The sequence below is a fragment of the Colwellia piezophila ATCC BAA-637 genome (assembly GCF_000378625.1).
Taxonomy (GTDB): Bacteria; Pseudomonadota; Gammaproteobacteria; order Enterobacterales; family Alteromonadaceae; genus Colwellia; species Colwellia piezophila.
Genome location: NZ_KB905171.1, coordinates 78,398 through 104,561, shown reverse-complemented (window position 1 = coordinate 104,561; position 26,164 = coordinate 78,398). Strand labels below are relative to the sequence as shown.

At 39.8% G+C, this 26,164-nt stretch carries 22 protein-coding genes; 6 read left to right on the top strand and 16 right to left on the bottom strand.

The window, feature by feature from the left end; genetic code table 11:
- The first annotated feature begins 69 nt into the window (after positions 1-69).
- Together F580_RS0118540 and F580_RS0118535 are read left to right on the top strand one after the other, a co-directional pair.
- Complete coding sequence (locus F580_RS0118540; protein ID WP_019029247.1) at positions 70-558, top strand: hypothetical protein; 489 nt, start codon at positions 70-72, stop codon at positions 556-558.
- Between the two features lie 51 nt (positions 559-609).
- Positions 610-855 carry a helix-turn-helix transcriptional regulator gene (locus F580_RS0118535; protein ID WP_019029246.1) on the top strand — a complete coding sequence of 82 codons (246 nt, stop codon included), beginning with the start codon at positions 610-612 and terminating at the stop codon, positions 853-855.
- Positions 856-934: 79 nt separating this feature from the next.
- Here the strand turns inward: F580_RS0118535 and F580_RS24970 are convergent, their stop codons facing one another.
- The 12 genes from F580_RS24970 to F580_RS0118475 form a co-directional block, all read right to left on the bottom strand.
- Positions 935-1,336 (bottom strand): DUF4386 domain-containing protein, encoded by a 402-nt coding sequence (locus tag F580_RS24970; RefSeq protein WP_425393358.1) that lies wholly within the window; start codon positions 1,334-1,336, stop codon positions 935-937.
- 359 nt (positions 1,337-1,695) lie between these two features.
- The gene (locus F580_RS24965) at positions 1,696-1,884 is read right to left on the bottom strand and encodes a DUF4386 family protein (RefSeq protein WP_019029244.1); all 189 of its coding nucleotides are present in this window, start codon (positions 1,882-1,884) and stop codon (positions 1,696-1,698) included.
- A gap of 20 nt (positions 1,885-1,904) precedes the next feature.
- Positions 1,905-2,369 carry a DUF6326 family protein gene (locus F580_RS24960; RefSeq protein ID WP_019029243.1) on the bottom strand — a complete coding sequence of 155 codons (465 nt, stop codon included), beginning with the start codon at positions 2,367-2,369 and terminating at the stop codon, positions 1,905-1,907.
- A 496-nt stretch (positions 2,370-2,865) separates the two neighbouring features.
- Positions 2,866-4,248: a cytochrome c oxidase accessory protein CcoG gene (gene ccoG / locus F580_RS0118515; RefSeq protein ID WP_019029242.1), complete on the bottom strand. Its 1,383-nt coding sequence runs from the start codon at positions 4,246-4,248 to the stop codon at positions 2,866-2,868.
- A 225-nt stretch (positions 4,249-4,473) separates the two neighbouring features.
- Positions 4,474-5,901, bottom strand: a complete 1,428-nt coding sequence (locus tag F580_RS0118510) for a sigma-54 interaction domain-containing protein (protein ID WP_019029241.1) — start codon at positions 5,899-5,901, stop codon at positions 4,474-4,476.
- 216 nt (positions 5,902-6,117) lie between these two features.
- Complete coding sequence (locus F580_RS0118505; RefSeq protein ID WP_019029240.1) at positions 6,118-7,341, bottom strand: cyclic di-GMP phosphodiesterase; 1,224 nt, start codon at positions 7,339-7,341, stop codon at positions 6,118-6,120.
- Between the two features lie 148 nt (positions 7,342-7,489).
- Positions 7,490-8,470, bottom strand: a complete 981-nt coding sequence (locus tag F580_RS0118500; RefSeq protein ID WP_019029239.1) for a methylenetetrahydrofolate reductase — start codon at positions 8,468-8,470, stop codon at positions 7,490-7,492.
- Between the two features lie 229 nt (positions 8,471-8,699).
- Positions 8,700-10,013, bottom strand: a complete 1,314-nt coding sequence (locus F580_RS0118495; RefSeq protein WP_019029238.1) for a sensor histidine kinase — start codon at positions 10,011-10,013, stop codon at positions 8,700-8,702.
- Positions 10,013-10,747: a response regulator transcription factor gene (locus F580_RS0118490; RefSeq protein WP_019029237.1), complete on the bottom strand. Its 735-nt coding sequence runs from the start codon at positions 10,745-10,747 to the stop codon at positions 10,013-10,015. Before F580_RS0118490 ends, F580_RS0118495 begins: the two co-directional genes overlap by 1 nt.
- Positions 10,748-10,840: 93 nt before the next feature.
- The gene (locus tag F580_RS0118485) at positions 10,841-11,947 is read right to left on the bottom strand and encodes a type 1 glutamine amidotransferase domain-containing protein (RefSeq protein WP_019029236.1); all 1,107 of its coding nucleotides are present in this window, start codon (positions 11,945-11,947) and stop codon (positions 10,841-10,843) included.
- A gap of 96 nt (positions 11,948-12,043) precedes the next feature.
- Positions 12,044-14,533, bottom strand: coding sequence for an ABC transporter permease (locus F580_RS0118480; RefSeq protein ID WP_157443173.1), 2,490 nt, complete (start codon positions 14,531-14,533; stop codon positions 12,044-12,046).
- Positions 14,534-14,535: 2 nt separating this feature from the next.
- Complete coding sequence (locus F580_RS0118475; RefSeq protein ID WP_019029234.1) at positions 14,536-15,276, bottom strand: ABC transporter ATP-binding protein; 741 nt, start codon at positions 15,274-15,276, stop codon at positions 14,536-14,538.
- 1,166 nt (positions 15,277-16,442) lie between these two features.
- Between F580_RS0118475 and F580_RS0118465 the strand changes: the two genes are divergently transcribed.
- The 3 genes from F580_RS0118465 to F580_RS0118450 all read left to right on the top strand — a co-directional run bounded on the left by F580_RS0118465 (position 16,443) and on the right by F580_RS0118450 (position 20,406).
- Entirely contained in the window at positions 16,443-18,641 is a 2,199-nt protein-coding gene (locus F580_RS0118465; protein ID WP_019029232.1) for a DUF5906 domain-containing protein, read from the top strand.
- A gap of 254 nt (positions 18,642-18,895) precedes the next feature.
- Complete coding sequence (locus F580_RS0118460; protein WP_019029231.1) at positions 18,896-19,570, top strand: hypothetical protein; 675 nt, start codon at positions 18,896-18,898, stop codon at positions 19,568-19,570.
- 422 nt (positions 19,571-19,992) lie between these two features.
- Complete coding sequence (locus tag F580_RS0118450) at positions 19,993-20,406, top strand: hypothetical protein (RefSeq protein WP_157443171.1); 414 nt, start codon at positions 19,993-19,995, stop codon at positions 20,404-20,406.
- A 947-nt stretch (positions 20,407-21,353) separates the two neighbouring features.
- Here the strand turns inward: F580_RS0118450 and F580_RS0118445 are convergent.
- From F580_RS0118445 to F580_RS0118435, 3 genes are all read right to left on the bottom strand, one after another.
- The gene (locus F580_RS0118445) at positions 21,354-21,725 is read right to left on the bottom strand and encodes a tol-pal system YbgF family protein (protein ID WP_019029228.1); all 372 of its coding nucleotides are present in this window, start codon (positions 21,723-21,725) and stop codon (positions 21,354-21,356) included.
- Between the two features lie 32 nt (positions 21,726-21,757).
- Complete coding sequence (locus F580_RS0118440; protein WP_019029227.1) at positions 21,758-22,147, bottom strand: tetratricopeptide repeat protein; 390 nt, start codon at positions 22,145-22,147, stop codon at positions 21,758-21,760.
- Positions 22,148-22,478: 331 nt separating this feature from the next.
- Positions 22,479-24,110, bottom strand: a complete 1,632-nt coding sequence (locus tag F580_RS0118435) for a recombinase family protein (RefSeq protein ID WP_019029226.1) — start codon at positions 24,108-24,110, stop codon at positions 22,479-22,481.
- A 241-nt stretch (positions 24,111-24,351) separates the two neighbouring features.
- Between F580_RS0118435 and F580_RS0118430 the strand changes: the two genes are divergently transcribed.
- A complete protein-coding gene (locus F580_RS0118430; protein ID WP_019029225.1) occupies positions 24,352-25,089 on the top strand; it encodes a helix-turn-helix domain-containing protein in 738 nt (245 codons plus the stop codon).
- Between the two features lie 352 nt (positions 25,090-25,441).
- Here F580_RS0118430 and F580_RS0118425 read toward each other — a convergent pair whose 3' ends face one another.
- Positions 25,442-26,074, bottom strand: coding sequence for a nucleotidyltransferase family protein (locus F580_RS0118425; protein WP_019029224.1), 633 nt, complete (start codon positions 26,072-26,074; stop codon positions 25,442-25,444).
- Positions 26,075-26,164: the final 90 nt, after the last annotated feature.

The following is a 26,164-nucleotide window of genomic DNA, read 5'->3' as shown; positions in this document are numbered from 1 at the left end:
CATGGCATATGGTGGTTGTTACCTTATGTTAAGTATTATTAACATTAAAAGTGTAAAAAAGGATTAAGTATGTTTTTAAAAAATAGTAGTTTTAGTGAGCAAACCGCATGGATTACGATAGCTTTTACGATATTTATTGCTTGGTATTATGGCAATGGTATTACTGAGCTTGAAGGTTTTTTTTCAACTCATGCCGACCAAATTGTTTGGTTATGGATCAGTACCTTAATCGTTAGCATCGTTTTTGCTGTTATTGCCTTTACGGTTTTGACTGTGATAAGAAAAGTGAGTGGCGATGATGATGAAGATGTTTCCTTGGTGGATGAAAGAGATCAAGAAATAGAAGATAAAGCAACTGCTTGGGCATACTTTACTCTTAGCTTTTGCATCATGGCTTTGCTAATTCATGTATTTTGTCAGGGGGTTATTCCGGGTTATCCATTCTTCTCTGATGTGCCGCCATTGGACTTCCTCATCCATGGTCTGATGTTTTCCGGCTTATTAGTTGAGTTTGTTGCACGTGTTTCACAAATCTATCGTTACCGTATGGCCGCCTAGTTACTGTGCTGAATCAATATGAGTAGATAAAGGGAATAGTAAGGATAAATCATGACTAAAAAAGTAAAAGGTATTATTAGTAATCAGCTGCGAAAAAAACGCTTTGAAAAAGACGAAATGACCCAGCAAGAACTAGCCAAAGTGTTAGGTGTAACCCGCCAAACTATTGCGGCTATTGAAGCGGGAAAATACTCACCGTCATTAGAAGTGGCATTTTGTTTAACCGACATCTTTGCAACAACGCTAGATGAGCTATTTCAGTGGCAAGCCAATGAGAGTGAGTCTGATAAAGACTAAGCGAGTAAGGCTTCACTTAGAAAGTTAGCACCACCGCGGGGACACTTGTGGTGATGCTTATTTGTATACAACTGTGTGTCTAGGCAGGGAGGGTGGGCTTATCAATTGAGGGATCTTTTGCCCCCATAATTAGTAACCATAAACAGTTACTAATTTCAGCAATTGATGCCGGCAATCCGACAAAACTAGGAATATGTAGCTCTGGCAGTAGGATTGCTCCGGTAAATTGAATCAAATAACTAAAACAGCCAAGCATTAATAAGATGCCAAATACTCTCGGTATCAGTCTAGATTTAAATATTAAATAGCCGAAAGGAAATAACCATAACCCCCAAAAAACTTGGACTATTGTTATGCCATTATTATATGAGCGTAACATCGTCATAACTTGTGCACTTATTTGTTGTGGGGAATATACCTCCAATAGCGCTTTGTTATTGATGATTGTTAATACATCTAACTTTCCAATCAAGTTAAAGATAGATATATACCCAAGCTACTTCAAGATGCTCGTTTCAGGACGGCTGAGTAATTCATAGTCAAGGCGCGTATTTTATTAATGGTTATTCCCTTAATCACATACGCAACGATGAATATGATTTGTTCATGCGTCCCCGTAGGGTTGGTTTAGAAACGTTTTATCCATCGTTATTGATTTCGACAAGGGAATAACCATTCTCTTCAATCAACGCCTTGCCTAAAGACGTTTCTAATTCCAGCTGAATCCTGCATCTTGAGGTTGTTTGGGTATAGACACACTAATCACGACCAGAAGGATCATAAGTTTGGCAACATTTTGGTTGGTCTTTTCAAATAATTTAAAAAGAGTAAAGGCTAAAATTAAAAAAGCGAGGTAACATAAAACGCCACTCTAAATAACCACTCTGAAGCTTTGATGTTCTCTACTGTTAAAGCGGGGTTATCCCACACTATTAGTTGTGAGGGAACGTAAGCTAAACTGACAATGCCGGTAATGACAACAATGAAGTAGAGTAAACCTGCAAGTCTAGCATTTTGATTTATGGACATTTATTTATCCTTGGTTCGAACTAACTTAATGGATTTGGTATAGGGTTATTTTTTTGGTTTTTTAATGGCTCATTAGCTTTTGGCCAACGCCAAGCACTCCAAACGATGGATAAACAAATGAAAATCTCAATAACTCCCATCACTATATAGAAGCTCCGCCATTCGCTAATTGAAGAGTAAACAGTTAGTGTCATGATGATGGCATAAAAAGCGCCAAATAAGATATTGAGTACCTTACTAAATTTTGCTTTTTGACCTAAAGAGAGGTAAACCATTAATGCAGGTACAGACATTAGCACTGCGACGATAACAAGCTTCATCGGTGTTGTGGTGCCTAATCCCATCGTGCCATCATTGAAGCCCATAACTCGACCCGGTATCATCAGCGAAATAAAGTCAGCATAAATGAACATGAACATTAAGGTTGCCCATAATGCAGAGAGTTTTATTTTTATATTGATTTTAATGTCTTCTAGTTGCTTCATTTTATTTCCTTTAAGTAGTTAGTCGTAGAGCGCAAGCATAGTGCCATTATATATAGTTATGTTAAATCAATGCTTTAGGTCATTTTATATTGTTATAGGTATTCGGGTCATTGTCATATCCGTTATTCTTTACTAAATATCTAAACAGCTGTTAGTAAATTCGACCAGTGCTAGCAGTCAGTGGTTACTTTCAATGGCTAATAAGTGACTTTACTATTCATTTTTTAGTCGGAAAGTGTTGTTAATATAGCTAATTTTATAGTAAATAATTCGCTTAAAAATATCAGAGCATGAAAAACATGGCAGTAGTGGGGCTAATTCGGGAAAAAAAGTGCGCTATTGAGATGGGTAAGTACTCACTGTATGTGTGCTCGGTTTTTGTTTAACCGATATATTTCCCACAGCACTTGATGAGATATTTCAGTGGCAAGCCAATCAGAGCTAGTCTGATCAAGACTAAGTTAGAAAGGCTTTACTTCACTTCAATAGAAATAGCTTAGTTGCGAAAAAATACCGTGTTTTTTTGCAATACAATCTCGGGTTTTTCGATCGCTTGAATAATGAAGTTAAAATGAGTTATCTTCTTTTCTAGTTCATAGCCATCGATCGCAAGGGTAATAGGGATTTCTCGCATAGTCCCGGCACTAATAAGCACGTTTTTAGGTAGCGTTAATTCACTGTTGGTTAAGCTATCGACTTTGATATCAAAATGCAGTGGCGCTTGGGTTTTATTAAGGATTTTTACGGTATAAGTATTTTCTACTACTCCGGCATAATTAACCCGGTATAGGGCTGTTCTATCGCGAATAACATTGGCTTCTAACGGTATTCGGCTATCAATGGCGAACACCAGTAAGGCGGTAAAAATTAAAGTTAAGCTGGCATAAGAGACTAGTTTAAGGTTGAACCTATTGGTCTTTTTTCCTGCTAAGGCTTGTTCACTGGTATAGCTTATTAAGCCTTTTGCATAATTAAACTTTGCCATGGTCTGATCACAAGCATCAATGCAAAGGCCACAATTGATACACTCATATTGAATGCCATTGCGAATATCTATACCGGCAGGGCAGACATCGACACACAAGTTACAGTCAACACAGTCGCCTAAACCGAGTTCTTTGGGATCGTCTTTCCGTTTACGAGGGCCTCGAGATTCACCACGTTTGTTATCATAGGCAACCATAAAAGTATTTTTGTCGAACATGGCCGATTGAAATCTAGAATAGGGGCAGAAATGAATGCAAAAGTGCTCCTTCATCCAACCAGCATTGCCATAGGTAACAACCCCAAAGAAGAGTAGCCAAAAAGTGACAACACCGCTCAAACCAAAGTCGAACAGTCCTCGGTATAATTCGTCTACCGGCACAAAGTAAGAAATAAAGGTAGTCGCTGTGAATAAAGACATCAGCAGCCAACTACTATGTTTGAGGACTTTCTTGGTGATTTTATTTAGCGTCCAAGGAGCTTTATCGAGGGCTATACGTTGATTACGTGTACCTTCTATTCGGTGCTCAACCCACACATAGGCAAGTGTCCAAACAGTTTGTGGACAAACATAACCGCACCAGACACGGCCAATCCAGCTAGTAATAAAAAATAAGGCAAAGGCTGCCACCATAAAAATTCCGGCAAGTAAGGTAAAATCTTGCGGCCAGAAAGTCATATTAAAAATTCTAAATTCTTGGCTAACAACATCCAGTAAAACTGCTTGCTGATCGTTAAATTGCACAAAGGGCACGGCAATAAAGATAAACATTAATAGCCAGTTTATATAACGACGAATTTTTTGGTAAAAGCCTTTTTGTTCTCGCACATAGACAGATGTTTGAGAGTTATACGGCTTAATGATCAGGTGCTCTTCTTTAATATTAATCTTCATTCATTACTACAGGGTCATAATTAATTAATTACCCTATATCAATAAACGCGCCAGGTTTTATTGTTCATAAGTGACTGTATATTAACAATTAATATTATTGGTGAAACCGGCTGTGCCACGATATATCACGGACTCGCGATATATCGTGGTTTTTGTGTGAATCTAGTGGTTATTGCCATATGCCATGTGTAATGTGCAATGGGTATTGTCAGCTTGGTGGGCCTACTATGGACGTCGCTGTATTTTTAACTTTTTCATGCGCGACCGTAACGTACTATCAGGCAGACCAAGAATATTAGCCGCGCCCATGTCACCGCCAATTTTCCATTGGCAATCCGTTAATACCTCAATGATATAAGCCTTTTCGACCTCAGCTAAAGTTTTATTTATTGAACGAGTCATAACGAGTTTTTTACTGAATTTTTGTTGAATCTGTAAGGTGCTCGAATTCGATAAAATCACTTCGCGCTCGAGAATGTTTTGCAGTTCTCTGATGTTGCCTGGCCAGTGATAACCAGTTAACTCTCTTAGGCTTTTATTACTTATACCTTTGATATCTTTATTAAGTTTATGATTAAGTTGCGTTAAGATACTATGGCAGAGCATTGGTATATCTTCGATACGATCTCTTAATGCGGGTACCAAAATAGGAAATACATTTAAGCGATAATATAAGTCCATGCGAAATTTACCTTGCTCGACCATGGTGAGTAAATCTTGGTTGGTGGCGGTTATGATACGAATATCGACCTTAATGGTTTTACTGCCACCAACGCGTTCAAACTCTCGCTCTTGTAATACCCTAAGTAATTTACTTTGCGCATCAAGAGAGAGTTCGCCAATTTCATCTAAAAACAATGTGCCTTTATCGGCCAGTTCAAAACGGCCAAGTCTTTTCTCACTGGCACCGGTAAAAGCCCCTTTTTCGTGGCCAAACAGCTCTGATTCCAGTAAATTCGCCGAAAATGCCGCGCAGTTTACTTTCACTAAGGGGGTATTTTTACGTTGGCTTAATTGATGTAAGTTACGAGCAACCAACTCTTTACCGGTACCATTTTCACCTAGGATAAGTACGGTACTATCGGTTTTAGCCACCAGTTCTATTTTCTGTAACATGGTAATAAATTTAGGGCTGTTACCTTCTAGACCTGAACCACGCCAGCTTTCATTGATTTCATCTTGTAGGTAACTGTTTTCTGCTTGCAGTTTTTCTGTTAAATCTTGTACTTTTTTTAAGGCCGCTCGCAAGTTACTATCGGCAAGTCTTTGCTGACTCACGTCACGAAAAACAGCGACCGCGCCAATGAGTTCACCGTCTTTATATACGGGGGTTGAGGTATATTCAACGGGGAAACAACTACCATCTTTTCGCCAAAAAACTTCATCGGTAATTTTGCGCTCCATACCATCTCGCATGGTGTTATAAATATTACACTCATCGCTTGGATAAGGATCACCATTGGCGTGACTATGATGATGATATTGATGTATGTTTTTGCCCAATAACTCGTCGGCAGCCCAGCCTGTCATTTGCTCTGCTGCAGGATTGATGAAAACGGCATTGCCAGCCTTGTCAAAACCGTAAACACCCTCGCCAACGGCATTTAATAACAGTTGTGGGTGCGCTAAGAATTTCGTTATATCTGAGTTCATCTTGGGCCTTTATCATCAGCTAGGGTAACGGGCACGATATTTCGTGGCTATAGCGTAAGCCTAACAAATAATTTGAGAAAAGTGCAGGATTTTCCCTTGCTACGGGCAACCTCTTTTGCGGGGGGAGCCGATTTTTGAGCTGAACTCCGTAAATAGTTACTGTGTGCGATCAATGAGAGGTTTAGACGTTGGAGGCGATTAAGCCGTCACTTCGGCTTAGCTAGCAAATGCGGTTTTAAAAAAGCGTAATAAATTAATATTAAACTCATCGGGCTTAATGCAACAATCAATCTGATCTTGGTGTTTAGTTTGGCTAAGGTCTAGCTCTTGCATGGCAATAGCTTGATTTAAACGGGTGTTATAAAACACGCGTACAAAGGGTTGCAGTGGCTTACTTTTATTTAACTGGCTAATTAAACCCAGTTTACCACTGGTGAGTTTTACTAACGTGCCTATAGGATAGATGCCAAGACAATTAATAAATTGCTCCACTAATTGATTATCATAACTAGATGGTGAGTCTTTCATTAAAATTTTAAAGGCTTTAATGGGGTGCATACCCGCTTTATAAACGCGTTCTGCGGTCATGGCGTCATAACTGTCGACAATTGCAATCATACGGCCATATTGTGATATTTGTTGCTCTGTTAGTTGTGCGGGATAACCCATGCCATTTAAACGCTCATGGTGTTGTTTTACCATATTGAGCACTATATCGGTAAAACCAGGGGTTTCAACTAATATCTGTACCCCTAAATCAACATGACTTTTAATGATATCAAACTCCGCGGGCGTTAGTTTCCCTGGTTTATGCAAAATTTCTGGCGGCACCAATACTTTACCTATGTCATGTAAAAATGCGCCTAAAGCTAGCTGTTCTATCACCTGACGATCAAATTTTAAATGCTTAGCGAATAGTGCCATTAAGATAGCCACATTGAGGGAGTGTTCAACTAAGTATTCATCTTTCATCCGCAGACGTGACATACACAACAGCGCGTCTTGGTTTCGAAAAATGGAGTCGACAATAGCATCGGTTGATTCTTTGGCTTCAATGACATTAATGGTTTTGTGTTCGGTTAAGCTATTGAGGATTTTATGCTGTAATGTTTTAGCGTTATCGTAAAGCTTACTGGCTTTTTTCATCTCTTGATCAAGTGTGACAGTGCTGTTTTTTTCCAACTGAGGTGTGGTAACTGGCTCTGCTATTTCAGGTAATATTTTATCAATTCTTTCGGTTTTTTTTTGTCTACTGGGATCAATGGTGACGTGAGTTATGCCCGCTTTTATAAGTTTCTTAATACTTTCTTTTGCGAGAATATAACCTTCAGATTTTACGGTAAGCGTCTTGTGTTTAGAGCCTATTGATAAAACATACATGCCAGGCTCAAGCTGGTTAATGGCTATTTTTTTATGTGATGCTGAAGATTGCTGGTTCATAACTTACCTAGGATGAATACAGTTCCTTTAATAATAGAGAAAGTATCGGTAATGTCATGTTTTATTGTTGTATGTTGATAGTAAAGTGAAAATTCACCACCAGATCATAAGTACTCACCATAGCGGTGAGTTGCCTAGAGAGTATTATTTACCTATTACGATTGAGTGCTGATAATTCTTTTTTAGCTAAATAATTATCCATTTTTGAACGTAATAATTTATATAACAAGATTGAACCGTCTATCTCTTCTTTACGGTTGGTTAAGCTTTCAATATTTAAACCTAATGGTAAATCATAACTGATCACCGCATCTAAAATTTGTTGCAAACTATTGACGCAATTCTGAATTGATTCATACAAAGGGTTTTCAGCGTTAAGAATACGTAACTTTGTCGCCTCGGGCACATTAACGCCTAACCATTCAATAAACTCTAGCGTCTTTTCACTACCACATGGGGAAAATGTTAAGATCAAGCGTTGTGGTTTTACCCCTTGTTTTTGGCATTCAATAGCATAGCGGGTCAGTAAGTCTATGGTCGCCTGGGGGTTGTATATTGCTTGCGAAATAAAGAAGCTACAGCCCTGTTGGTGTTTGGTGATTAAGCGGTCATGCTCATCTTTTTTACTGGCATGGCGCTCAGCAATAGTAACGCCGCCGATGAAAAAGTCATGAGGGTTGTCTACTAAGGTTTTATAAGCACTCGCCAGTGGTAAGGAGATTTGATTGTTTTTTGATGGGCTACCCACTAACACCACATCCCTTACACCATACTTTTCCCATGCCTCATTTGCCCAGTCATTAAAGTCATCACCATTAGAATGCACGACGCTTTTATAAGTTATCACCGGACGATTACATTTTTTATTCAATAAAGAAGAATAAAGTCTGGTGTCATGAGTTGATTTAAATGGGAAAGGTCGAGGTTTACTAATGCGCGAATTTTCATCTTGAATGTCATAAACAATTAGACCATCAAAGTCGATATCACTGACCCGATCAAGTAGTTTTTCGGCAATCTCAGCCACTTTATCAAGTGGCGTATCACTCTTGGGTGGTGTGGTACCAATAAAGTAAACACCACGATTAATGTCATTGTATCTAGCTTGTAGCTCTGAATGGGTAGTCAAAATAGTGATTCTTTCTTTTTGTTCGGACGTTTAGATGGCTATATGTTCATTCAATTAGCATCTTTTGTCAACCATTGTAAATATAAATTTTATTCACTAAATTATTAAATTGAATATATGTCAGGATTTTTAAAACGCCGCTTTAGTCCTCGTTCTCTGATAAAGACCTTAGGGCATGAGCGAATGAGCGTACTCTAAGTTTTCATGGGATTTAGCATTACCCGTTAGGTTAATTAAACCGCACAGAAATTTCTGTACCCTGAACTAAATCGCTATTACTTTTCACCTTAAGTTGCCAGCCTTGATGTTCACATAAGCGCTTCACTATCGATAAACCAAAACCATAACCGGTACTTTGGCTACCTTTTACTGCAAGTTCGGTAACTTTGTCAGCAATATCAGCCTCTATGCCGGAGCCGGTATCGGCGATAATTAAACGATTATCGAGATAACTTATCCGTACTTCACCTGTGGCTGTGTACTGAAAAGCATTGCTGATTAAATTATCTAACAAGACTTTTAACATGCCTGGCTGCAGGTGAAGCTTAGTATTGGTATTGTCGTGAACTACTACTGTTACCGCTTTGTTATTCAACAAATAACTGTGGTCGATAACGGCTTGTTCAACCAAGGCGATTAAGTGCACTGCAGATTTATCAACACAAGTTTGCTCTTCTCGCGCTAAGGATAATAAGGTCACTACTGTTTGTTCCATTTGCACACTGGCATCACCAATACGTTTCATTAGCGTATCGACAGCTACTTTATCAATAGCTTGTTCAGCTGCATTTTTATCACGGCTTTGATAAACCTCTACGGCATTTTTAATGATGGCAACGGGTGTACGCAGTTCATGACTCACATCACGGGTAAAGTTTTTTTCCCGTGCCAGAGCTTGTTTCATGCGTGCCATGGTTTGCTCTAAGGTGCTGGCTAAAATGCCTATCTCATTACGGGGAAATTGCTCAGAAAAACTATCAGGGATATGCTCAGGTGCTACGCCATCTACCAAGTCAGCGAGTTGTTGCAGTGGTTTAGCGGTTTTACGCCCTAATAACCAAGCGATAAGGCAGGCGATTAGCATTAAGGTAAAACACAATATCAACATAAATTTTAATAGCCAGTCAGTGATGGGGCGTACCAACAACATTTGACTTACTTCTGCTAACAAATATACCTGTTGAGCCTTTGGTAGTTTATATAAGTGATAATGTTTGCCTTGTTCAGCAAAAAATTCAACTCGATTTGGCTCCAAAAGCAATTGTGACTTTACTGGCTCTGGTAAGTTATCCGTTGAAAAGTATAACTGCATAGTGCTATTTTTTGGTGCTGGCCAATCTCCATGTTGTTGATAGCCATCACTTAGAAATTTAGCTTCCTGCACCATGGTATTATTGATAAAGCGGTCTTCAATATCGTACATCAATAAAAAACTCATTGCGCTATATATGCAAGAGAGTATCAGGGTGAAAATACAGAACTGGGTGACAATACGTCGACTTAAGCTATGATACTTTTTAGATTTTTTCACGTTATTGTTCATCACTTTTTACCATCATTCTTTTCATCATTACCTTCATCATTACCTTCATCACTGACATCCAAGACAAAGCCAACACCATGGCGAGTTTTCAACAGTGCAAAGGAAAATGGCTTATCTAAGACAGTGCGTAGTTGATAAATATGAGAGCGTAGTGCATCTGATTCAGTCGGTTCATCACCCCAAAGTTGTTGTGATAACTGAGAGCGACTGACCACCTGTGGGTAAGCATCAATTAACACCGTTAAAATGCGATAACCCATAGTATGTAGGTTGAGTAATTGGCCAGCGCGCTGTACTGTTTGACGTTTTTTATCTAGCTGTAATGGACCTATATTAACCACATCTTCGCTTTGCAATAAATGCCTTCTCGATAGTGCCAAACAGCGCACTTCCAACTCTTGCAATGAGAAAGGTTTGGTCAGGTAATCATCGGCGCCAACGGTAAAACCAGACACTTTATCGTCGATACTGTCTCTGGCGGTAAGCATTAATATTGGGATATGACGAGGTGACTTTGCTCTAACTTGCTGGCAAACCACTAAGCCATCCATTACCGGCAGGTTTAAGTCCAAAATAAGCACATCATAGTGATTAGTTAATGCCAGATCTAAACCTTGCTGTCCTTGCGTGGCAAAATCAAGCACATGACCTTTTGCTTCTAAATAGTCAGCAATATTTCGAGCAATATTAAGCTGATCTTCAACTAATAAAATCTGTAGAGGTGCTGTTGTCATAGTGCCGTTGCCAAGTAAGTTTCGTTTAAGCTTCAGATCACTAAAGCATTTAAATAGCTAAGCCTCAAATGTCATGAGGCTTAGCTACCTGTACTATAACGTTTTTAACATATCTTTTGCTGGTTGGTAATCAGGTTTTTCCAGTAGTAGTTGAGTTAAGGTGTTTTTCGCTAGCTGTGTATCACCTAATTTATTTTGTGCTTCGGCAATTTTCATATCTAACATAGGATTATTAATCTCAGCTTGTGCAGTTATCATTAGACTTAAAGCATTTTCGATTTGTTTATTACTTTCAGCAATTTTTAAATAATAAAAGCCATACATGCCTACTAAAGCTAAGTGATAATCTTGTTGGTTTTCACTTAAGGTAGTTAGCACCGCTTTATCACCGGCTAGCAGTTTTGCTACTAAGGCTAAGGTTTTGTCATCTTGGTATTGTTCAGTGACAATGGCTTTAATGCCTAAGCTATGAACTAACGCATTTGCTACGCCTACCGTTGAACTTGGGTTTTGTCCGGTAATCAAACGACCATCAATGGCGACATGACTTAACATAATATCACTGGACTGAAATTTAGCACCACGCTCAATTAATTTGTCTTCCAACATAAAATCAAATTTTTCTAACCACTTTTTACCAAATAACTGTTCTTCGACATTGGTAAAACCATTAATTTTTTTATTGGCGACTAAGTAGCTACCATCATTTAACTTAACATCGACTAAGGCGGCCGGTCCATGACATACCGCGGCAACAGTACCTAGTTGCTGATAAATATCAGCAACTAATGTTTGCAACGCTTTATCTTTAGGCAGGTCAAACATAGCGCCTTTACCACCAACAATAAAAATACCGTTATATTTGCTAGCATCAACATCACCTGTGGCTAAGGTATGCGCTAGTTTAGCCATAATGGTTTTATCAGCCAGGGTTTTAGCATTGTATGTTGCCTTAGCATCATATTTATCAGCCTCAACTTTGCCACCTTTTGGGCTGGCAACATCAACACTAATGCCATTAGCCTTGAAAACTAAATAGGCTTTAGAAAATTCATCAAACTCATAACCCGCTGATTTTTCCTCTAAGCCATAGCCACTTACTACCATTAAAACCTTTTTACTTACCGTAGCGGCATTCACTTGCAGGGTGATTAGCATTAAAGTCGCTAAAGCTATCACTTGTTGTATTATATTTTTCATTACTGTCTCGCTTATTTATCCATTAATCAGTTGTGCCTAGCATGTCAAACTCAGTGTGAAACAAGTGTGAAATTTTTAATTTTTCGCCGTTTATTTTTATTCCGCCATTAGCTGTCTAATAGAGCTGTTAAGACTTTTCCTGCTGGCGTAAACGCCTAACGAGATAACACAGGCTAAAATGATAAATAATGTGCTTACTAGCCAAATAAAGTCAGGTTGATAAGGCAAAGAAAACTGCGATTGGTAAATGAGCACGCCAGCAAGGTAAGTACCCACTATTGCGCCGCCGGCAGCTATCATAGCCGTAATTAGCCATTCAATAATATTAAGCTTTAAACAAGTGGCTCGGTTAAAACCAAAACTCATGATAATGCTATTCTTTTTCTGCTCGTTCGCTTCAACCGCATTAATTGACGCCAATATAACGATGCCAGCCAGCAAAATAATTATGGCGGAAAAGCCGGATATCACCTTAGTTATCATCGCTAAAATATTGTCGAAGCGCTCTGTCATTTGTTGCAATGACACCATACGCAAGGTCGGAAATTTCTGCCATAGCTCAGCTAACAGCGGCTGTTGTTGTTCACTTACTTCTAAGCTCGCCATGCTGTAATGGTTAGCCTGAATATGCGCTAGTGCGGCTGTTGGCATTTGAACCCAAAAGGTAATAGAGCCATTACCAGGCTTGAATTCATGACTGGCGGTTATGGTAAAATCATAACGTCGACCAGCGATAACAAAAGTTAGTTCATCACTTAGCGACAAACCCATATCGGTCAGCACTTCTTGCTCAACTGAGATTTGTTGCCAGTTTTCACTATCAACTTGCCACCAAGTACCCGAAAGAAGTCGATTATTACTTGGCAGCTGATTATTCCAATGCATTCTAATTTCACGGGAGAAGGTCGCTAAACTCTCACTTGGTTTGTCGTTAAACTCAGCCAGTGATTGTTTGTTAATTTCAATAAGTTTGGCGTGCATATAGCTTTTATTTTGACGAATACTAATGTTATTTTCGCTGGCCCAATTTTTCAGGTAACTAAGCTGATCATTGGTTGCTTTCGACACCATTAGGTTGCCATCATGTTGCCGCTGATAAGATGACATCGTCTTACCTAAGTCATGCATTAGCATCAGAGTAAACAGCAATAAAAACGCGGATAAACCGACACCTAAAATTTGTGTGCTTTTACTAACCAAACGCTGTTTCATCATAAAAAACACAAAGGGTAATAAACCCGATAAGTTTTTTGTTAACTTTTCTCCCAGTGTTAATACTAACCAACTTAATAGCAGTATTAGCAAAATGGTTACCATCATGGCAGTTACCAGCATCATGGTTAATAAAGCATTATCTGAATAGGCTAAAACAACAATAACTAATACCGCAACAGTGACCAGTTTTTGGCCAAGATTACTGGCAGTGTTTTTTGCCTGATTAAATAATTTTCCGACACTGCTATTAAGTAATGAATACCAAACGGGTAGATAAAACAAAGCAAAAATACTACTAATGAAAACCAAGGTTTTAAGGCTAAGCGCGTAATGCCATTGCCACTGTAAATTTGGAAAACTGTCGGTTAAATAATGAATCATCAACCAATGACAAGCTGCAGCAGCAAGCAGGGCAACAGGTAATAATAACAGCAAGGAAAAACACCACTTCACTATTGAAACGACAATGCCGGTGCTTTTTGATGCCCCTAAACTCATACAAACTGCAGAGAAATACTGCTCTTTGTTTTGGTGTTTTAAGGCAATTTGTTCAATGGCAATAGCGGCCATAAAGAATAAAATAATGGAGGCTAAACCAATAAAATTTTCGGTACGTTGCCAAAACAATGCCAGAGGGTGATTACCTTGTTTATGAACAAGTTGCGCGGCCGGTAAATGCTGTTGCTGCCACTCTTGTAAGGACGGTATTTGTCTTGCATCAAGGGCTAATAAGTATCGATAATTAATAAGGTTTTCACTAAAATTAAGTTTTTCCATATCGCCAATATTGATCATGGCGCGCATAGCAACATTATGGCCTTCCATTAACCGGTCAGGTTCGTGTTTAAGTAACTTAGTGAAGGTAAATTCCTGCTTAGAGATTTCAACAGTGTCGCCAATTTTTAAATTAAAACTAGCAAACAAGCGGCTATCAAACCAAATTTCACCTTGTTTGGGTCCCGATAAGCTTTGCTCGGTGTTGCCAGCAAGTGACGTCGCGGTGAGCAACTCGCCTTGTAAGGGATAATTATCCGCGACTGCCTTCAAGCTAATGTATTGCCAGCTGTCTTGATGACTGAAGTTAATTTTAATTTGTTGAGTGGCTACTAGCTGTTCTACCTGCGCAGATAAATCGTTAAACTGTTGGCTGGTAAAAGGTTGCCGTTGACTTATTTGCGCATCGGCGCCCAATAAACCTTGTAGATTTTGCGTTAAATACTGCTGCACACTAAAACTCGACTGAGTTAACGCCAACATAAAAATAAGCAATATCGCTTGTGTCCAGCGTAATAGCTTTTGCTGAGGCAAATGATATTCTTGGCGATAAAACTGCCAGGCCAATTTAGTGTTTTCGAGTAGGGATGTGCTCATGCTTAACATGCCAGCTCCACGGGTAATACATCACAGTTATTGCCCTTAACTTTTATTAAACCGTTGTGGCTCAAATGATAAACATGTTCGGCTTTATTGGCTAATACCTGGCTGTGCGTCACCATGATCAAAGCGGCATTGCTGTCTTTGCAACAATTAAGCAAAATATTGGCAATTTCCCTAGCACTTTTTTCATCGAGATTACCAGTCGGTTCATCGGCAAAAATAAAACGAGGTTCAAAAACTAACGCCCGTGCAATCGCCACTCTTTGTTGCTCGCCGCCACTCAGTTCATTAGGGTTATGGTTGATTCGGTCTTGTAAACCCACTTTTTCTAACATCACTTTTGCTTTATTGATGGCCTTTTTATCGCCACGTAACTTGAGTGGTAGGGCAACATTATTAAGTGCGGTTAATTCGGGTAATAAATGAAATTGCTGAAAAATAAAACCAATATCTGGCCGTAGCGTTTCTAAACTTGATTCATGCTTGTTCTTTAAGTCGCCTTTAACATAAACACCTCGTCCTGAGCTCGGCTGCTCTAAACCAGACATCAACATCAGCAAGCTAGATTTTCCCGCGCCAGAAGGCCCCATAATGGCATAGGATTGCCCTTGCTTGATGGTGAGGTTCAGTTGTTCGAATAAGGTGACCTTTGTATTATTAAGCGCAAAGGACTGGCTAATATTACTTAATTGAATATAACTGGCTTGAATATTACCGGGGTGAGTAGTACTAGACATGGTTTGTTGCCTTTAATTGCATGAGTGACAATAAGGTTAGAAGGGCAGGTGTGAAATCGATGTGAAATGTTATTTCAAAACTTCCCATGTTAGGTTTTTCTATCGCTATAGATGAGAGTATTGATACCTTAATGCATGGCTAGTGTTGATATTCTTAGCTATATGGCAATATTCCCAAATATTCAGCTAGCTGATTATTTCTTAGTATAATAATAGGAAGTTCATCGGTAAATCAAAGAAAAACAGTAGTTTAACCATGCCATAGCGTTCCTCATTGTTGGCGCTGATCCACAAAGAAGCCTTTCAGGCACGCACAGTCGCATTACAGCACTAATTTAATCCACTTAACTCAGATTTATCAATATGTTAGTCGTTCAGGTGTGTTGGCATTTGAACTATTGATAATGCCAAGTTGTCTAATGAACCGTGAACGATTTAGCGAGATGTGAGGCTAAAAACACGACAAGCTACAGCCCTTGATTCTAAAGGGCTAGATAATTATCGGGCATAGGGAAACCTATAGAGAGAAAAGGGTTGCTCGAATTAATTATGGACGGTATGAACACCACCGCAACAGGAGAAAAACGACTAGGGATAATCAGCACGCTTAAAGATGATTACGCCTAATTCAGGCGACAAAAATAGAAAGAATGACCTTATTTTACATCATGTTTCAGTATATTATCAACAGCTTACCTATGACAACACGCCGGCGTTTGAACTTAATAGACGTATCGTTGTCTAATGTAACTCACAAGGTTTACCGATCGGTTAAACTATGTACTAGTGGCGCTACATACCACGCCATCAAAGGGCTAGATAATTATCGGCCAATAGAAGAGAAAAGGTTTCTCGAATCAATAAAACCACCACAGGAGTCCGATTATGGATAATCGACAAATTGCATTGATCAAACTGATGCACATCAACGGGTATACGGGCTACGCAATAGCCAAGCTACTAAAGATTAGCACTTCAACCTCTGCTAAATACGTGAAAGTAGCACAGGAGGCCATTAAGCATGTCAACGTCTTACGTTAATTTACATTTAAACCCTGCGGTAAACAAGAAGTTAACCGCTATCGCTGACTCGCTGGGAGTATCACCACAAAAGGTACTGCGCGACTTAATCAAATCTTATCCAATGGCACTGGGAAATAATACAAATGGAAGCACTAGAACAAACACTTGAGACTTGCTTGGCTAACGACTATTGCCTAGAGACAATTCAACAGCTTGAAATAGGTGAACACGTTACTTATCAAGACGACAACAATAACGATGTTCGGGTATACCGAAACGATACGTCTTATGGCGTTAATCCGGTGGCGTGGAATGGCGTTGATGTAGTGGAGATTGACGGTGTGGTAACGCTGGATAACGGTTACATGGTTAATATACCAAGCTACCAAGTGCAAGAAGAGGTCGAGGCAGACTTTGAGCCAGTACAAGACACCACAGCAACCACTAGCAATAGCTGGCGCTTTAATCGGTTCGTGCAGGTAATGACTAACTGGCACAATGGCACCAAAGAAAGTCACCCGTATTTAGATAGAAAAGGCATTGCACCAACAGACGTTGATTTTGATTACCGAGTGTTTAATGGCGAACTTATATGGCAAGCCGGTGCTAACAAGTTTCAAATCATTAAGGCAGATGGCAGTAAGAAGTTTTCAGTACTAACCGAGGGAACAACAACGAGTGCCATAGTAGGCCAAGGCGTTGTTAAATGGGTCACTGAGGGCTTTGCTGATGCCGTAACGGTTAACATGGCAACTAGTGAGGCCGTGGCGATTGCTGGCTCTGATGGCGCGCTAGTGGCTTGTGCTTTGAAGCATAAAGATAGCGTGATAGCTGGTGATAAAGATCCTAGCAAGAAGATAGCGAAACGTGCCAAGGCCGCTGGCGTGAGACTTATAGCACCAAGTGCAAGCACTGATGGCAGTGGCAAGGACTGGGACGAGGTACGGCAAGGTAAAGGCTTAGAGCATGTTACTAGCAGATTAGTAGCCGTAGTTAACTCGCCAGCTAACTATGTTAACCAACTGCTAGCCGAGGGCTGGTGTAAGAAGACTAACGGGCAAGGCAAGCTGATGTTCTGGAATAGGTTTACGCAAGCGATACTCGATGATAGTGCTATGGAGTCTAGGATTGACAAGGCGAACGTAGGCAATACCGCTTATATACTCAAGGTGTTAAATAGGAAGATGATACATGCCGTAGGGCAAGCTTTCAGACCTGATGTGGTTGGCGACATTGAGTTAAGCGGCTCGACTTGGGCAAACACTTTTAAACCTATAACAGCTACCGAGGGCGAGCTTGAAGAGGGCGAGGCCGATGTATTCATTGAGTTAGTTAGTCGCGTGTTTCCTAATGCAAAAGACTTCAAGTGGGCAATGGGTTGGCTAGCGCATATGCTACAGAAACCACATGAGCGACCTAGCATTCATCCAAACATACGAAGCGACCACGGTATCGGTAAAGGTGTCTTAGTGGAGATAATGGAAGCGGTATTAAATCAACAGGTGGTGCGTACCGACCTAAACAAGCTGCTTGGTAACTTCTCAACGGATAACACTGGCTGCTTGCTTACCTTTGTTGACGAGTCGAAGACTATGGGCACCAAGGCATACCAAAAGCTAAAGGGCATCATGGCAGATAACAGCATCAACACTGAGCGCAAGTATGAGCAAGCCGTTATGGAGAATGTTTACAACCGACTGATGTTCTCAGGTAATGATAAGGGTGTGAATATACCTATAGAGCAAGGTGATAGGCGCTTCTATATCACTGAGTACGCGAGTCATAAAGTATCTAAAGAAGAAAGCCAAATCTTCTGTAGGGGAGCCAAAGAATGGGCATTGGGTGGCAGTGGTGTCGACAGTATTAAGAAGTATCTTCTAGGTTTAAATATTAATTACTGGCAGGCACATGACTCGCTGGTAGCAGATACGCCAGCAAAGCGAGATTACATCGATGGCGGCATAACGAGCGTTTCAAGGCTTATACAAGAATATCCTCACATTATCATGACTCAAACGCTATGGGACAACTACATCGATTCAGTGGCCGCTGGTGATGGCTTTAGCTATCAAAAGCTAACCATAAACAAGGGCGAGTTCTTCGAGTCAAAACTTATCAGTGAAGATTGGTCAGTCAATAAGCGTTGGAGCGACCAGCGCTCAAAGTTCATGGGCAGGATAAAGGGAACCAAACCAACGGGCAAAAGAGCGGTTGAAATGTACCGCCAAATAACCTTGTTGCCAGTGCAAATTGACCGAATATTAACTGCCGTTGAAATAGTGGAAACTGAGGCTAAGATGACAACAAAAGAGATGGAGATAGCGACAGGATATTCTGTTTAAAAGTACTGGCATAACCACTTATATTAAAGAGGTTTTTTTCATGTATGGCATAGCTGGCATAGATTCAATATAGCCCTTTGGTGGCGTGGCCTTTAACTATGCCACACTTGGGTTTAAGCTATGGCATAGCTATGGCATAAATGAGCCAAGCTATGGCATAAATCGTTTTTAACCGTGGCCTAAGTGCTGGCTCAATTGCCATTTAGGCCGCACCAAATGACCAATGATGGTCGCTAATAACAAGGAGAAAACAAGTGAATTTAACCGATCAAATCAGGCTAGCTAAGATGGAAAAGGTGGAGCCAATTATCATGCCGATACCGCATCAAATACCAGTAACGACAGCTAACGAAATCAACCGAATCTGGATGATAAACAAACTGCTAAAACAGGCTGATGTGGCATCAATTACCATGAGAAAGCCAAAGCCCAAAGATAGCAAAATGATTTACGACAAACGGACGAGCCAACATGTACCGCTTGAAATCATGTTAGCCAAAGAGGCCACGTTGATTAGTGCTGATGCAAGCTTACCGATTCACCGCCAGCAAAAGTCAAAGAGTCTTAGGCAACTCATAGCCAAGAACGGGGCCGAGATAGCGCCAACGAAGCTGTTAGACGATAGCAAACCGTTACCCAAGGCCAAGATAGAGAAAAAGGCTTTTGTCGCTCCACTTGTCGCAGGGGCGCGCGGGCTAATGACCATTGGCAAGGCAGTTAAACCACAGTTAGCAAAAGGTGTCGCTGGCATACCTAAAGCCAAGCGCTTGGCTGGTACTGCGCGGAAGTCTTACAAAGGTTTACCAACTGCTCAACAGTCAGGTATCAAAACAGGCGCAAACATAGCAGAGACGTACTTTACAGCGAAAGCGAGTAGCGCTATTTCAGATAGAATTAAGGCCAACAAGGCCGACAGGAAAGCCGCTTAATGGCTGCCGTTGACTTAACGCTTGATGATTGGTTTAGGGCAATTGAGATTGCCGAGGCCGTAGGCATTACCGTTGATGAAGCGCTGATGCAAATAGCTAAAGAAAAAGGCTGAAAACTGGGCGGGGGATTTTGGGAAAAAAGCTTAGGTAATTGCCGGTTTCCTAGGTAGTAAAACCCGTGTGCTTTCAACGCCTTAGACTTACAAATCAATGAATTAACCTTGCCGATAGTGAATAATTGAATTCATTTTTGGTGAAAGCAACTAGCTACGTGTTCAGCATGGCAAGCCGAGTACCCCAGCACTACCCCCTACCAATCAATAAGGAGTACACAAATGATGTGACCAAGCAGCGTACCACCAGCACCACAACACACAATTAAATAGCTAAAGGATTAGACGAATATGAAAGACGTAAACAAGATGGTACAACTAGTAGCAGACAGAGCAGAGCAGCAGAGCGCACATGAGCCGCAGGGTGAGTGGGAAGCACTGTTTAAGTCAGTCATGGGTGACTACATCAAGCAGACCTCAACGCTTGACTATAAGGCCATGTTCGAGGGGTATGCCAGAGAACTTAGCAAGCAGTCAACGCTAGAAGATAGTGAGACATACTTAGCAGACCACAGGGCGCGTGTAGCAGCATATGATAGCTATTCAGAGCAGACACCTTGGGATTGCCTCATGACCGTAGTTGATGAGCTACTGACCCGACTAGATAAGCGTGAAGTGCTATTGCATAAGCTAATTGATAAGCTCGATAGCAAAGATAAAACAATTGGTGAACTCAAGGCCGAACTAGCAGAAAAGGACAAAGCGCTTTTAACGCTGGCTTAGGTAGCGGCTGCCAATTGTAACTTAACTGTCATTAACGATAACCCTTATCATTAGGGGTTATCTGGCAGAAAACGCCTAAATACTAAATGTAATCGCCGGTAACAACTTGGCTTAATTGATAACGCGATAACGATTGATTTAATGAAATGAATTTACCCGATTTGCCCTAATATCAATTGTCTATTTTAGGCATGTTAGGAAGATAGGGTGAACGATCAATTAGTGATCTACCAAGCTATAGTGGTTAGGTTGATATTAATCGCAGCCCTTTAGAATCAAGGTATGTAGTTAATTTGGCTAGGGTAACATTTAGTTACGCTGCGTCCAATACTGTCAAGTATTGGACATAAGGATTATTGCTTGTGCGCTCAGTGTGGTAAATAAGGTAATTACCCGTTATTTCTCACAGATTGTAAGGAATGGATCGATTTGTAAAGTAAAGATAAACATCAAACTATCACTTTAGGTAACAAGTGATTACATCTACGGAAAACAGTCAACCCTTAAGTGGGTTTTTTATTGCCTGAAATATGACAGCTTGGTGCGCTAAGGCGACATTAACAGCTAGTTATGGTTAACGTCCGCTTCACAGCTCTTTGCTGCCGTTGATCTTCCATCACTTGGTGTTTATTTGAGCCTCATAGCAGTCGTTATCGGACTGCGTGTAATGCCAATAGCGGACTATTGCTACTGCTGCATGAACTAGGCTTAATATTCATTTAAATCCTACGTATATTGCGGCTAAAATTGATTGCCAAAACATACCGTTATTAACCCACTTACTAGATGGTTCGAGCTATCTTTTTTCTGTTCATTTGAATTTAATAACAACTGATCCGCTAAGGTAACTTGTATTATTTCCAAATGCGTACTGTATACTTTAAACATTTCATGGCTATAATTGACTTTTAACCATTGTTCACTAAAAAGTGAGACGCAGTGCTAAGTTAGGTTTTACCAAAGGCTTTATTAATTGCTTTTTCTAGATCATTTCTTAGATGCACACTATCTTTTGCCGCTTTAGTTTCTGGATATTCAGCAATCAAATAGTCAAGAGTGCCTTTAGCATCAATAAACTTTTCTAAACCATAATAGTTAAGAGCTTTTAAATTAAGTAAAGAAGCTGTGTGCTCATTAGAGTATTCGTCTTTATGTTTTGATAAAAGCCTATTTACTTTTTCTATTGAGCTCTCATAATCCTTATCTATGTATTTATAATATGCACTTTTTAAGTGTGCATTCGCAAGATCAGAAGGTGAAGCGCACCCTATTTGAAATACACATATACAGATTAATAATAGGTAACTAAAAAAACTCATAAATATCTTCCTTATATAAAATTTAATAACGATTATATAGTGTTGTTAGATTCTGTCTTCTTTTTCCTTTCGCGCTTTTCTACATTTTTCATCGCTTTTTGATATAAAGCTACATGAGGTTTAGCGCGATAAGCCGCCTCAGTATCAGGATATCTATCCATGATATATAACCAGGTACTTATTGCGTGATTGTATTGCTTTAGTTTTGAATAATTTTGAGCTTTTAAAAACAATAGAGATGATTTGTCATCATCTGAATATTCACCTTTATATTGAACTAAAGCTCCTTCAATTTTTACTAAAGAATCTTGATGCTCACCATCGATATATAATTGATGAGCAATTCTCACCGAGGCGGAAGATAAAGAACATCCGACAATAGATAAAAGTAATAAAATAAGTAATAACTTCTTAAAATTCATCAATTTTTATTTTTGGGTATCACTGATTATGAATAATAAAATCACCATACCATGAAAGTGACCATTATTAACAATAACCTTTGCTAAAGCCTGATTTGGCTCCTACCACTCAAAAATTTATTGAAGTAAATGTGTACTGTCGGAAAACATCCGTTTTGATTGAAAGTCTCTCTGACCGCTTAGATGCGGAGCGGACTATTAGCTGTGATAAATTCATACCAGAATTAAGGCTGCTTTGTGGTAATAGTGAGCCTTAGCTCTTAATGATGAGCAATGATAAATAGCAGTAGAATAAATGATTAGCCCTAAGCACTTTGGCATCGGGCGATAGCTAAGACAGTGGCTCACCCTTAGCTTCTTTGGCTTGTCTAGTTAGTTCCTTAAGTCCTTCTATGAATTTACGTTTAGGCTTATACGGGTTGGATATCTCATGCACTAGTCTAGCCACACGCAACATACGCACCTCGTCATTGTCGCACTTCTCTTCATACTCGCGACCTACCTTAAATACCTTATCGCTAATCTTAAAGTTAATAGTGTTAGTCTTACCTTTATACCCTATCCACTCTATACGCTGACCCTCTGCACTAGCACCAGTGCTATCGACAACAATCTGATAACCAACTGACTTAAGCATAGTATTACGAGCGTGTAAGTCGTTGTCTAAAGCGTCACCACCGGTAAGCATAGCAGGGTTATAGACTGCTTTAATACCATCTAGGCCTGTTAGTAGTTGCAGGCGCTCTTCATTAAGTGCGTCTACCTCGATCACTATAGAGCCGATACGACCCTTCAAGCTGTCGCTACTACCTACGGCTATCATCAAGTCTATTAAGTCTTCCTTGTTCTTATCAAGCACTGATAGCTTTGCGTCTACTACGGTAATCTTGTTCTCAGTTATAGAGTTGCTTTTACCCTCGTAAATACGGTTCATAGCGTCCCATTGAGTAGCAACATATACAGTAAATAAGACGTCATAAGGCACATTCTTTTTATTACTACATCGAGTCTTATCGTGCGACCTTAACTGACAGTTCATAAAGTCTCTATTAGTACCATGACCTACGCGAAAGGTGTAGTTACTACCGCATTCAGAACACTTTACTAAACCTGATAACAGCTTGACGCGCTTAGGCGTTCTTGTCTTAGTAGTAGCTCGTTGCTGCCTTGCTGATAATGCCATATAGTATGTAGACTCACTTACGGCAGCAGGGAAAGCACCCTTTATGCCATGCCATTCACCAAAAGCCATTGTGTTTTTCAGTATGTGAGCTATCTGTACCTGCGAGGTCTTGCTAGGCATACCTGTAGTGTCTAAAGACCTTACCTTATCTAAGATAGTTACAGTGCCATAGCCTTCGATATACCATCTAAAGATAGACTCTAGGATAATCTGATGGTTGTCTTTAATGACATAAGTATCACCGACAGGTGTTAGCCAGAAAGGTGTTCTTACCTTAATCTGTTCGCCCGAACTAGCTTTAATTAAACGACCCGCGAAAGACGCCTTAAGGCGTTTAGATAACTTGTCTGAGTATGAGTAGGCTTGTTGTATCTGTCCTGCTAGTAAATAAAGCATACCGCCGTTAAGTGACTCACGGTCATATTGTTGATTATCTGCAAGAGTCACTATAATAACACCTGCCTTAATGATACCTGTAAGCAAGTGAAACATATCAGCAGCTTCTAGGCGTCCTATGCGGTCGATATTCTCAACTAGTAGATAGTCACCTGACTTAATACGACCGTTATCTATAGCCGCTAGTAACTGCCCTAAGCCATGCTCTAAGTGTGCGCCATGATACCCAGATAGTCCTAGATCCTGAAACGTGTCTGGGAATAGTGAGACGCTAGGGTTATCACTTAACCACTTGTCGATTAGCTCTTGTTGGCGTCTTAGTGAATCGCCTTTCTCTTGTTTGATAGCCGAGAATCTACGGTATGGAATTGCGTTTGTTATCATTTTGTATAACCTCAGTTGCCCTATAGGCGGCATTCTATCAGGATTTTAGTATTATTCACATTAGTAAGTTATAGCTAGTTATTTCTTTTGGAATAACTAAGAATACCCTTAGCTACTAGGCAGTTAATAATAAAAGTTTATAGTTATTACTCATTGGTAGTAAAACAAAGTAATCAGCGGCCGGCGCTTTACATATAACTCTATAGATAAAGTATTAATCAAATTATATGGGATATTACCAATGACATTAGGTGAACAATTAAAAAAACTACGTGCAGAAAGGACGTTAAGTCAGCCTGAATTATCCGAACTAGCCGGTATCGAGCAATCTTATTTATCAAAACTAGAAAATGATAAGTCACTGCCTTCTAATGAAGTCTTTAGAAAGTTACTGAGTGCTTTTTCGTTATCCGTTGCTCAGTTACTCGAACCATTAGATAAAAACTATATAAAGAATAATTTACTGGTGATCAGTGATATCGAACAATTATATCAACAAGCAAGCACTAAGCAGTTAAACCAACAGCGGAATTTACTCTATATCGCCAGTACTTTAATTGTTTTTGCGGTGACCCTATTTTATATTGGTTATAGCAAACAAGTTTTTAATGAAAATCTTTATGAGTATCGCTCATATGGCGTGGTGTTGGCAGGAGAGCCAAGTGATATCTTCCAGAACTGGCACGCGCTCATTAATATTAAAGATCGTAATGAGAAAGATGAAATTATGCGACAGCAAAAAGTTGTTATGGCGCAGCGTAGTGACATTCTGGTAAAGCTAATCCCTGAAAACAAAGGCTACTATTTTGAGATGCCCGTCGAAGGGGGTAGTCGTTTATTCCAAAGATCAAAACATGACATGCCTTTACAACAACCTAGAGCTATCAACGCTTGGTTGCAAGTATTGGGGGTATTGTTATTGGTTAGCGGTATCATGGGTTTCGTGCTAGAGCGTAGGTTATTCAAGTTAAGTAAGTAACCTCAACTCGGGATAAGCAAAGTGACTCAACAAGTTATTTTAGCGTCTATCTACGTAGGCTCTGCATCCAATAACCCGCTATTGGTTGCATAGAGCCGCTTTGATAAACACTAAACTATCAATGCTGAGAAATATGGATAGGCTAGCATTCCCAAAAACAAAGTTAACATAATAATAATTAGAGCTTGTGCAAATAACGCCATACATTCATTAACCCGAGCTGAGGTTAAGTAATAGCATTTGTAGATCAACATCAAGCTCAATAGGCTTATTATTTAGGTTATTTTGATCATAGTGGCTTCAGGTTTTGACGGTGGGAAAGAACTTAATCAACTTGGTATAAGTTGTTTTTTTATTGAGAGTGTTCTAGTTGTTGTCTGACGTGCTCTAAATCAGCCAAGGTATCAATATCGAATTTTGCCATTGTACAGCTGACTGCATCTACTTGTGTTGCATGTTTTTTTAACAATTGCCCAGCACCTTTATCACCTTGCAGTTTTATCAATTGTGGAAAGTATTTTTCCGGGAAAATAGTGGGGGCCATTAACTGCTCATCGCATAGAGTGGCGATTATTTTATTAGGCTGTTTTTTGCTAGCGTTTAGCAACGCTTGGTAATGATCCGTGGTAATTAATGCTTGGTCCGCTAACGCAATCAATACATGACTACTATGGGCTTTAATGGATTGCACAGATTCTGCCAAGGTATGACCCATGCCTTGTGACCACTGCTGACTGGCAATGACCGAAATATTTGGCGGTAATTTTTCTTTAATAACATTTTTATTTGCACCTAAAGTGACGTATAAAATATTAACGTCAGTATGGGCAAGTAAAGGCTGTAATTTATCAATACTATTGACAATGAGCGGCTTACCCTTAATTTTAGCGAGCTGCTTAATGGACTCGCAAGCCACTTGATTGGCAGCGGAGTCTTGAAAACGTTGGCCTTTGCCTGCCGCTAATAAAATGATGTTAATTTGCATGGTTAGCTACTTTGGTGATGTTGCGAATCTGACTTTGAAAATAACCCTAAGCTAACATAAATGAGAAAATTATCGAATTAAACCATTGTC

Bases quoted from the DNA above. Each gene is read 5' to 3' on its own strand.
- F580_RS0118540 (WP_019029247.1), top strand. From the start codon at position 70: ATGTTTTTAAAAAATAGTAGTTTTAGTGAGCAAACCGCATGGATTACG.
- F580_RS0118535 (WP_019029246.1), top strand. From the start codon at position 610: ATGACTAAAAAAGTAAAAGGTATTATTAGTAATCAGCTGCGAAAAAAA.
- F580_RS24965 (WP_019029244.1), bottom strand. From the start codon at position 1,884: ATGTCCATAAATCAAAATGCTAGACTTGCAGGTTTACTCTACTTCATT.
- F580_RS24960 (WP_019029243.1), bottom strand. From the start codon at position 2,369: ATGAAGCAACTAGAAGACATTAAAATCAATATAAAAATAAAACTCTCT.
- ccoG (WP_019029242.1), bottom strand. From the start codon at position 4,248: ATGAAGATTAATATTAAAGAAGAGCACCTGATCATTAAGCCGTATAAC.
- F580_RS0118510 (WP_019029241.1), bottom strand. From the start codon at position 5,901: ATGAACTCAGATATAACGAAATTCTTAGCGCACCCACAACTGTTATTA.
- F580_RS0118505 (WP_019029240.1), bottom strand. From the start codon at position 7,341: ATGAACCAGCAATCTTCAGCATCACATAAAAAAATAGCCATTAACCAG.
- F580_RS0118495 (WP_019029238.1), bottom strand. From the start codon at position 10,013: ATGAACAATAACGTGAAAAAATCTAAAAAGTATCATAGCTTAAGTCGA.
- F580_RS0118490 (WP_019029237.1), bottom strand. From the start codon at position 10,747: ATGACAACAGCACCTCTACAGATTTTATTAGTTGAAGATCAGCTTAAT.
- F580_RS0118485 (WP_019029236.1), bottom strand. From the start codon at position 11,947: ATGAAAAATATAATACAACAAGTGATAGCTTTAGCGACTTTAATGCTA.
- F580_RS0118480 (WP_157443173.1), bottom strand. From the start codon at position 14,533: ATGAGCACATCCCTACTCGAAAACACTAAATTGGCCTGGCAGTTTTAT.
- F580_RS0118475 (WP_019029234.1), bottom strand. From the start codon at position 15,276: ATGTCTAGTACTACTCACCCCGGTAATATTCAAGCCAGTTATATTCAA.
- F580_RS0118465 (WP_019029232.1), top strand. From the start codon at position 16,443: ATGGAAGCACTAGAACAAACACTTGAGACTTGCTTGGCTAACGACTAT.
- F580_RS0118450 (WP_157443171.1), top strand. From the start codon at position 19,993: ATGGTACAACTAGTAGCAGACAGAGCAGAGCAGCAGAGCGCACATGAG.
- F580_RS0118445 (WP_019029228.1), bottom strand. From the start codon at position 21,725: ATGAGTTTTTTTAGTTACCTATTATTAATCTGTATATGTGTATTTCAA.
- F580_RS0118440 (WP_019029227.1), bottom strand. From the start codon at position 22,147: ATGAATTTTAAGAAGTTATTACTTATTTTATTACTTTTATCTATTGTC.
- F580_RS0118435 (WP_019029226.1), bottom strand. From the start codon at position 24,110: ATGATAACAAACGCAATTCCATACCGTAGATTCTCGGCTATCAAACAA.
- F580_RS0118430 (WP_019029225.1), top strand. From the start codon at position 24,352: ATGACATTAGGTGAACAATTAAAAAAACTACGTGCAGAAAGGACGTTA.
- F580_RS0118425 (WP_019029224.1), bottom strand. From the start codon at position 26,074: ATGCAAATTAACATCATTTTATTAGCGGCAGGCAAAGGCCAACGTTTT.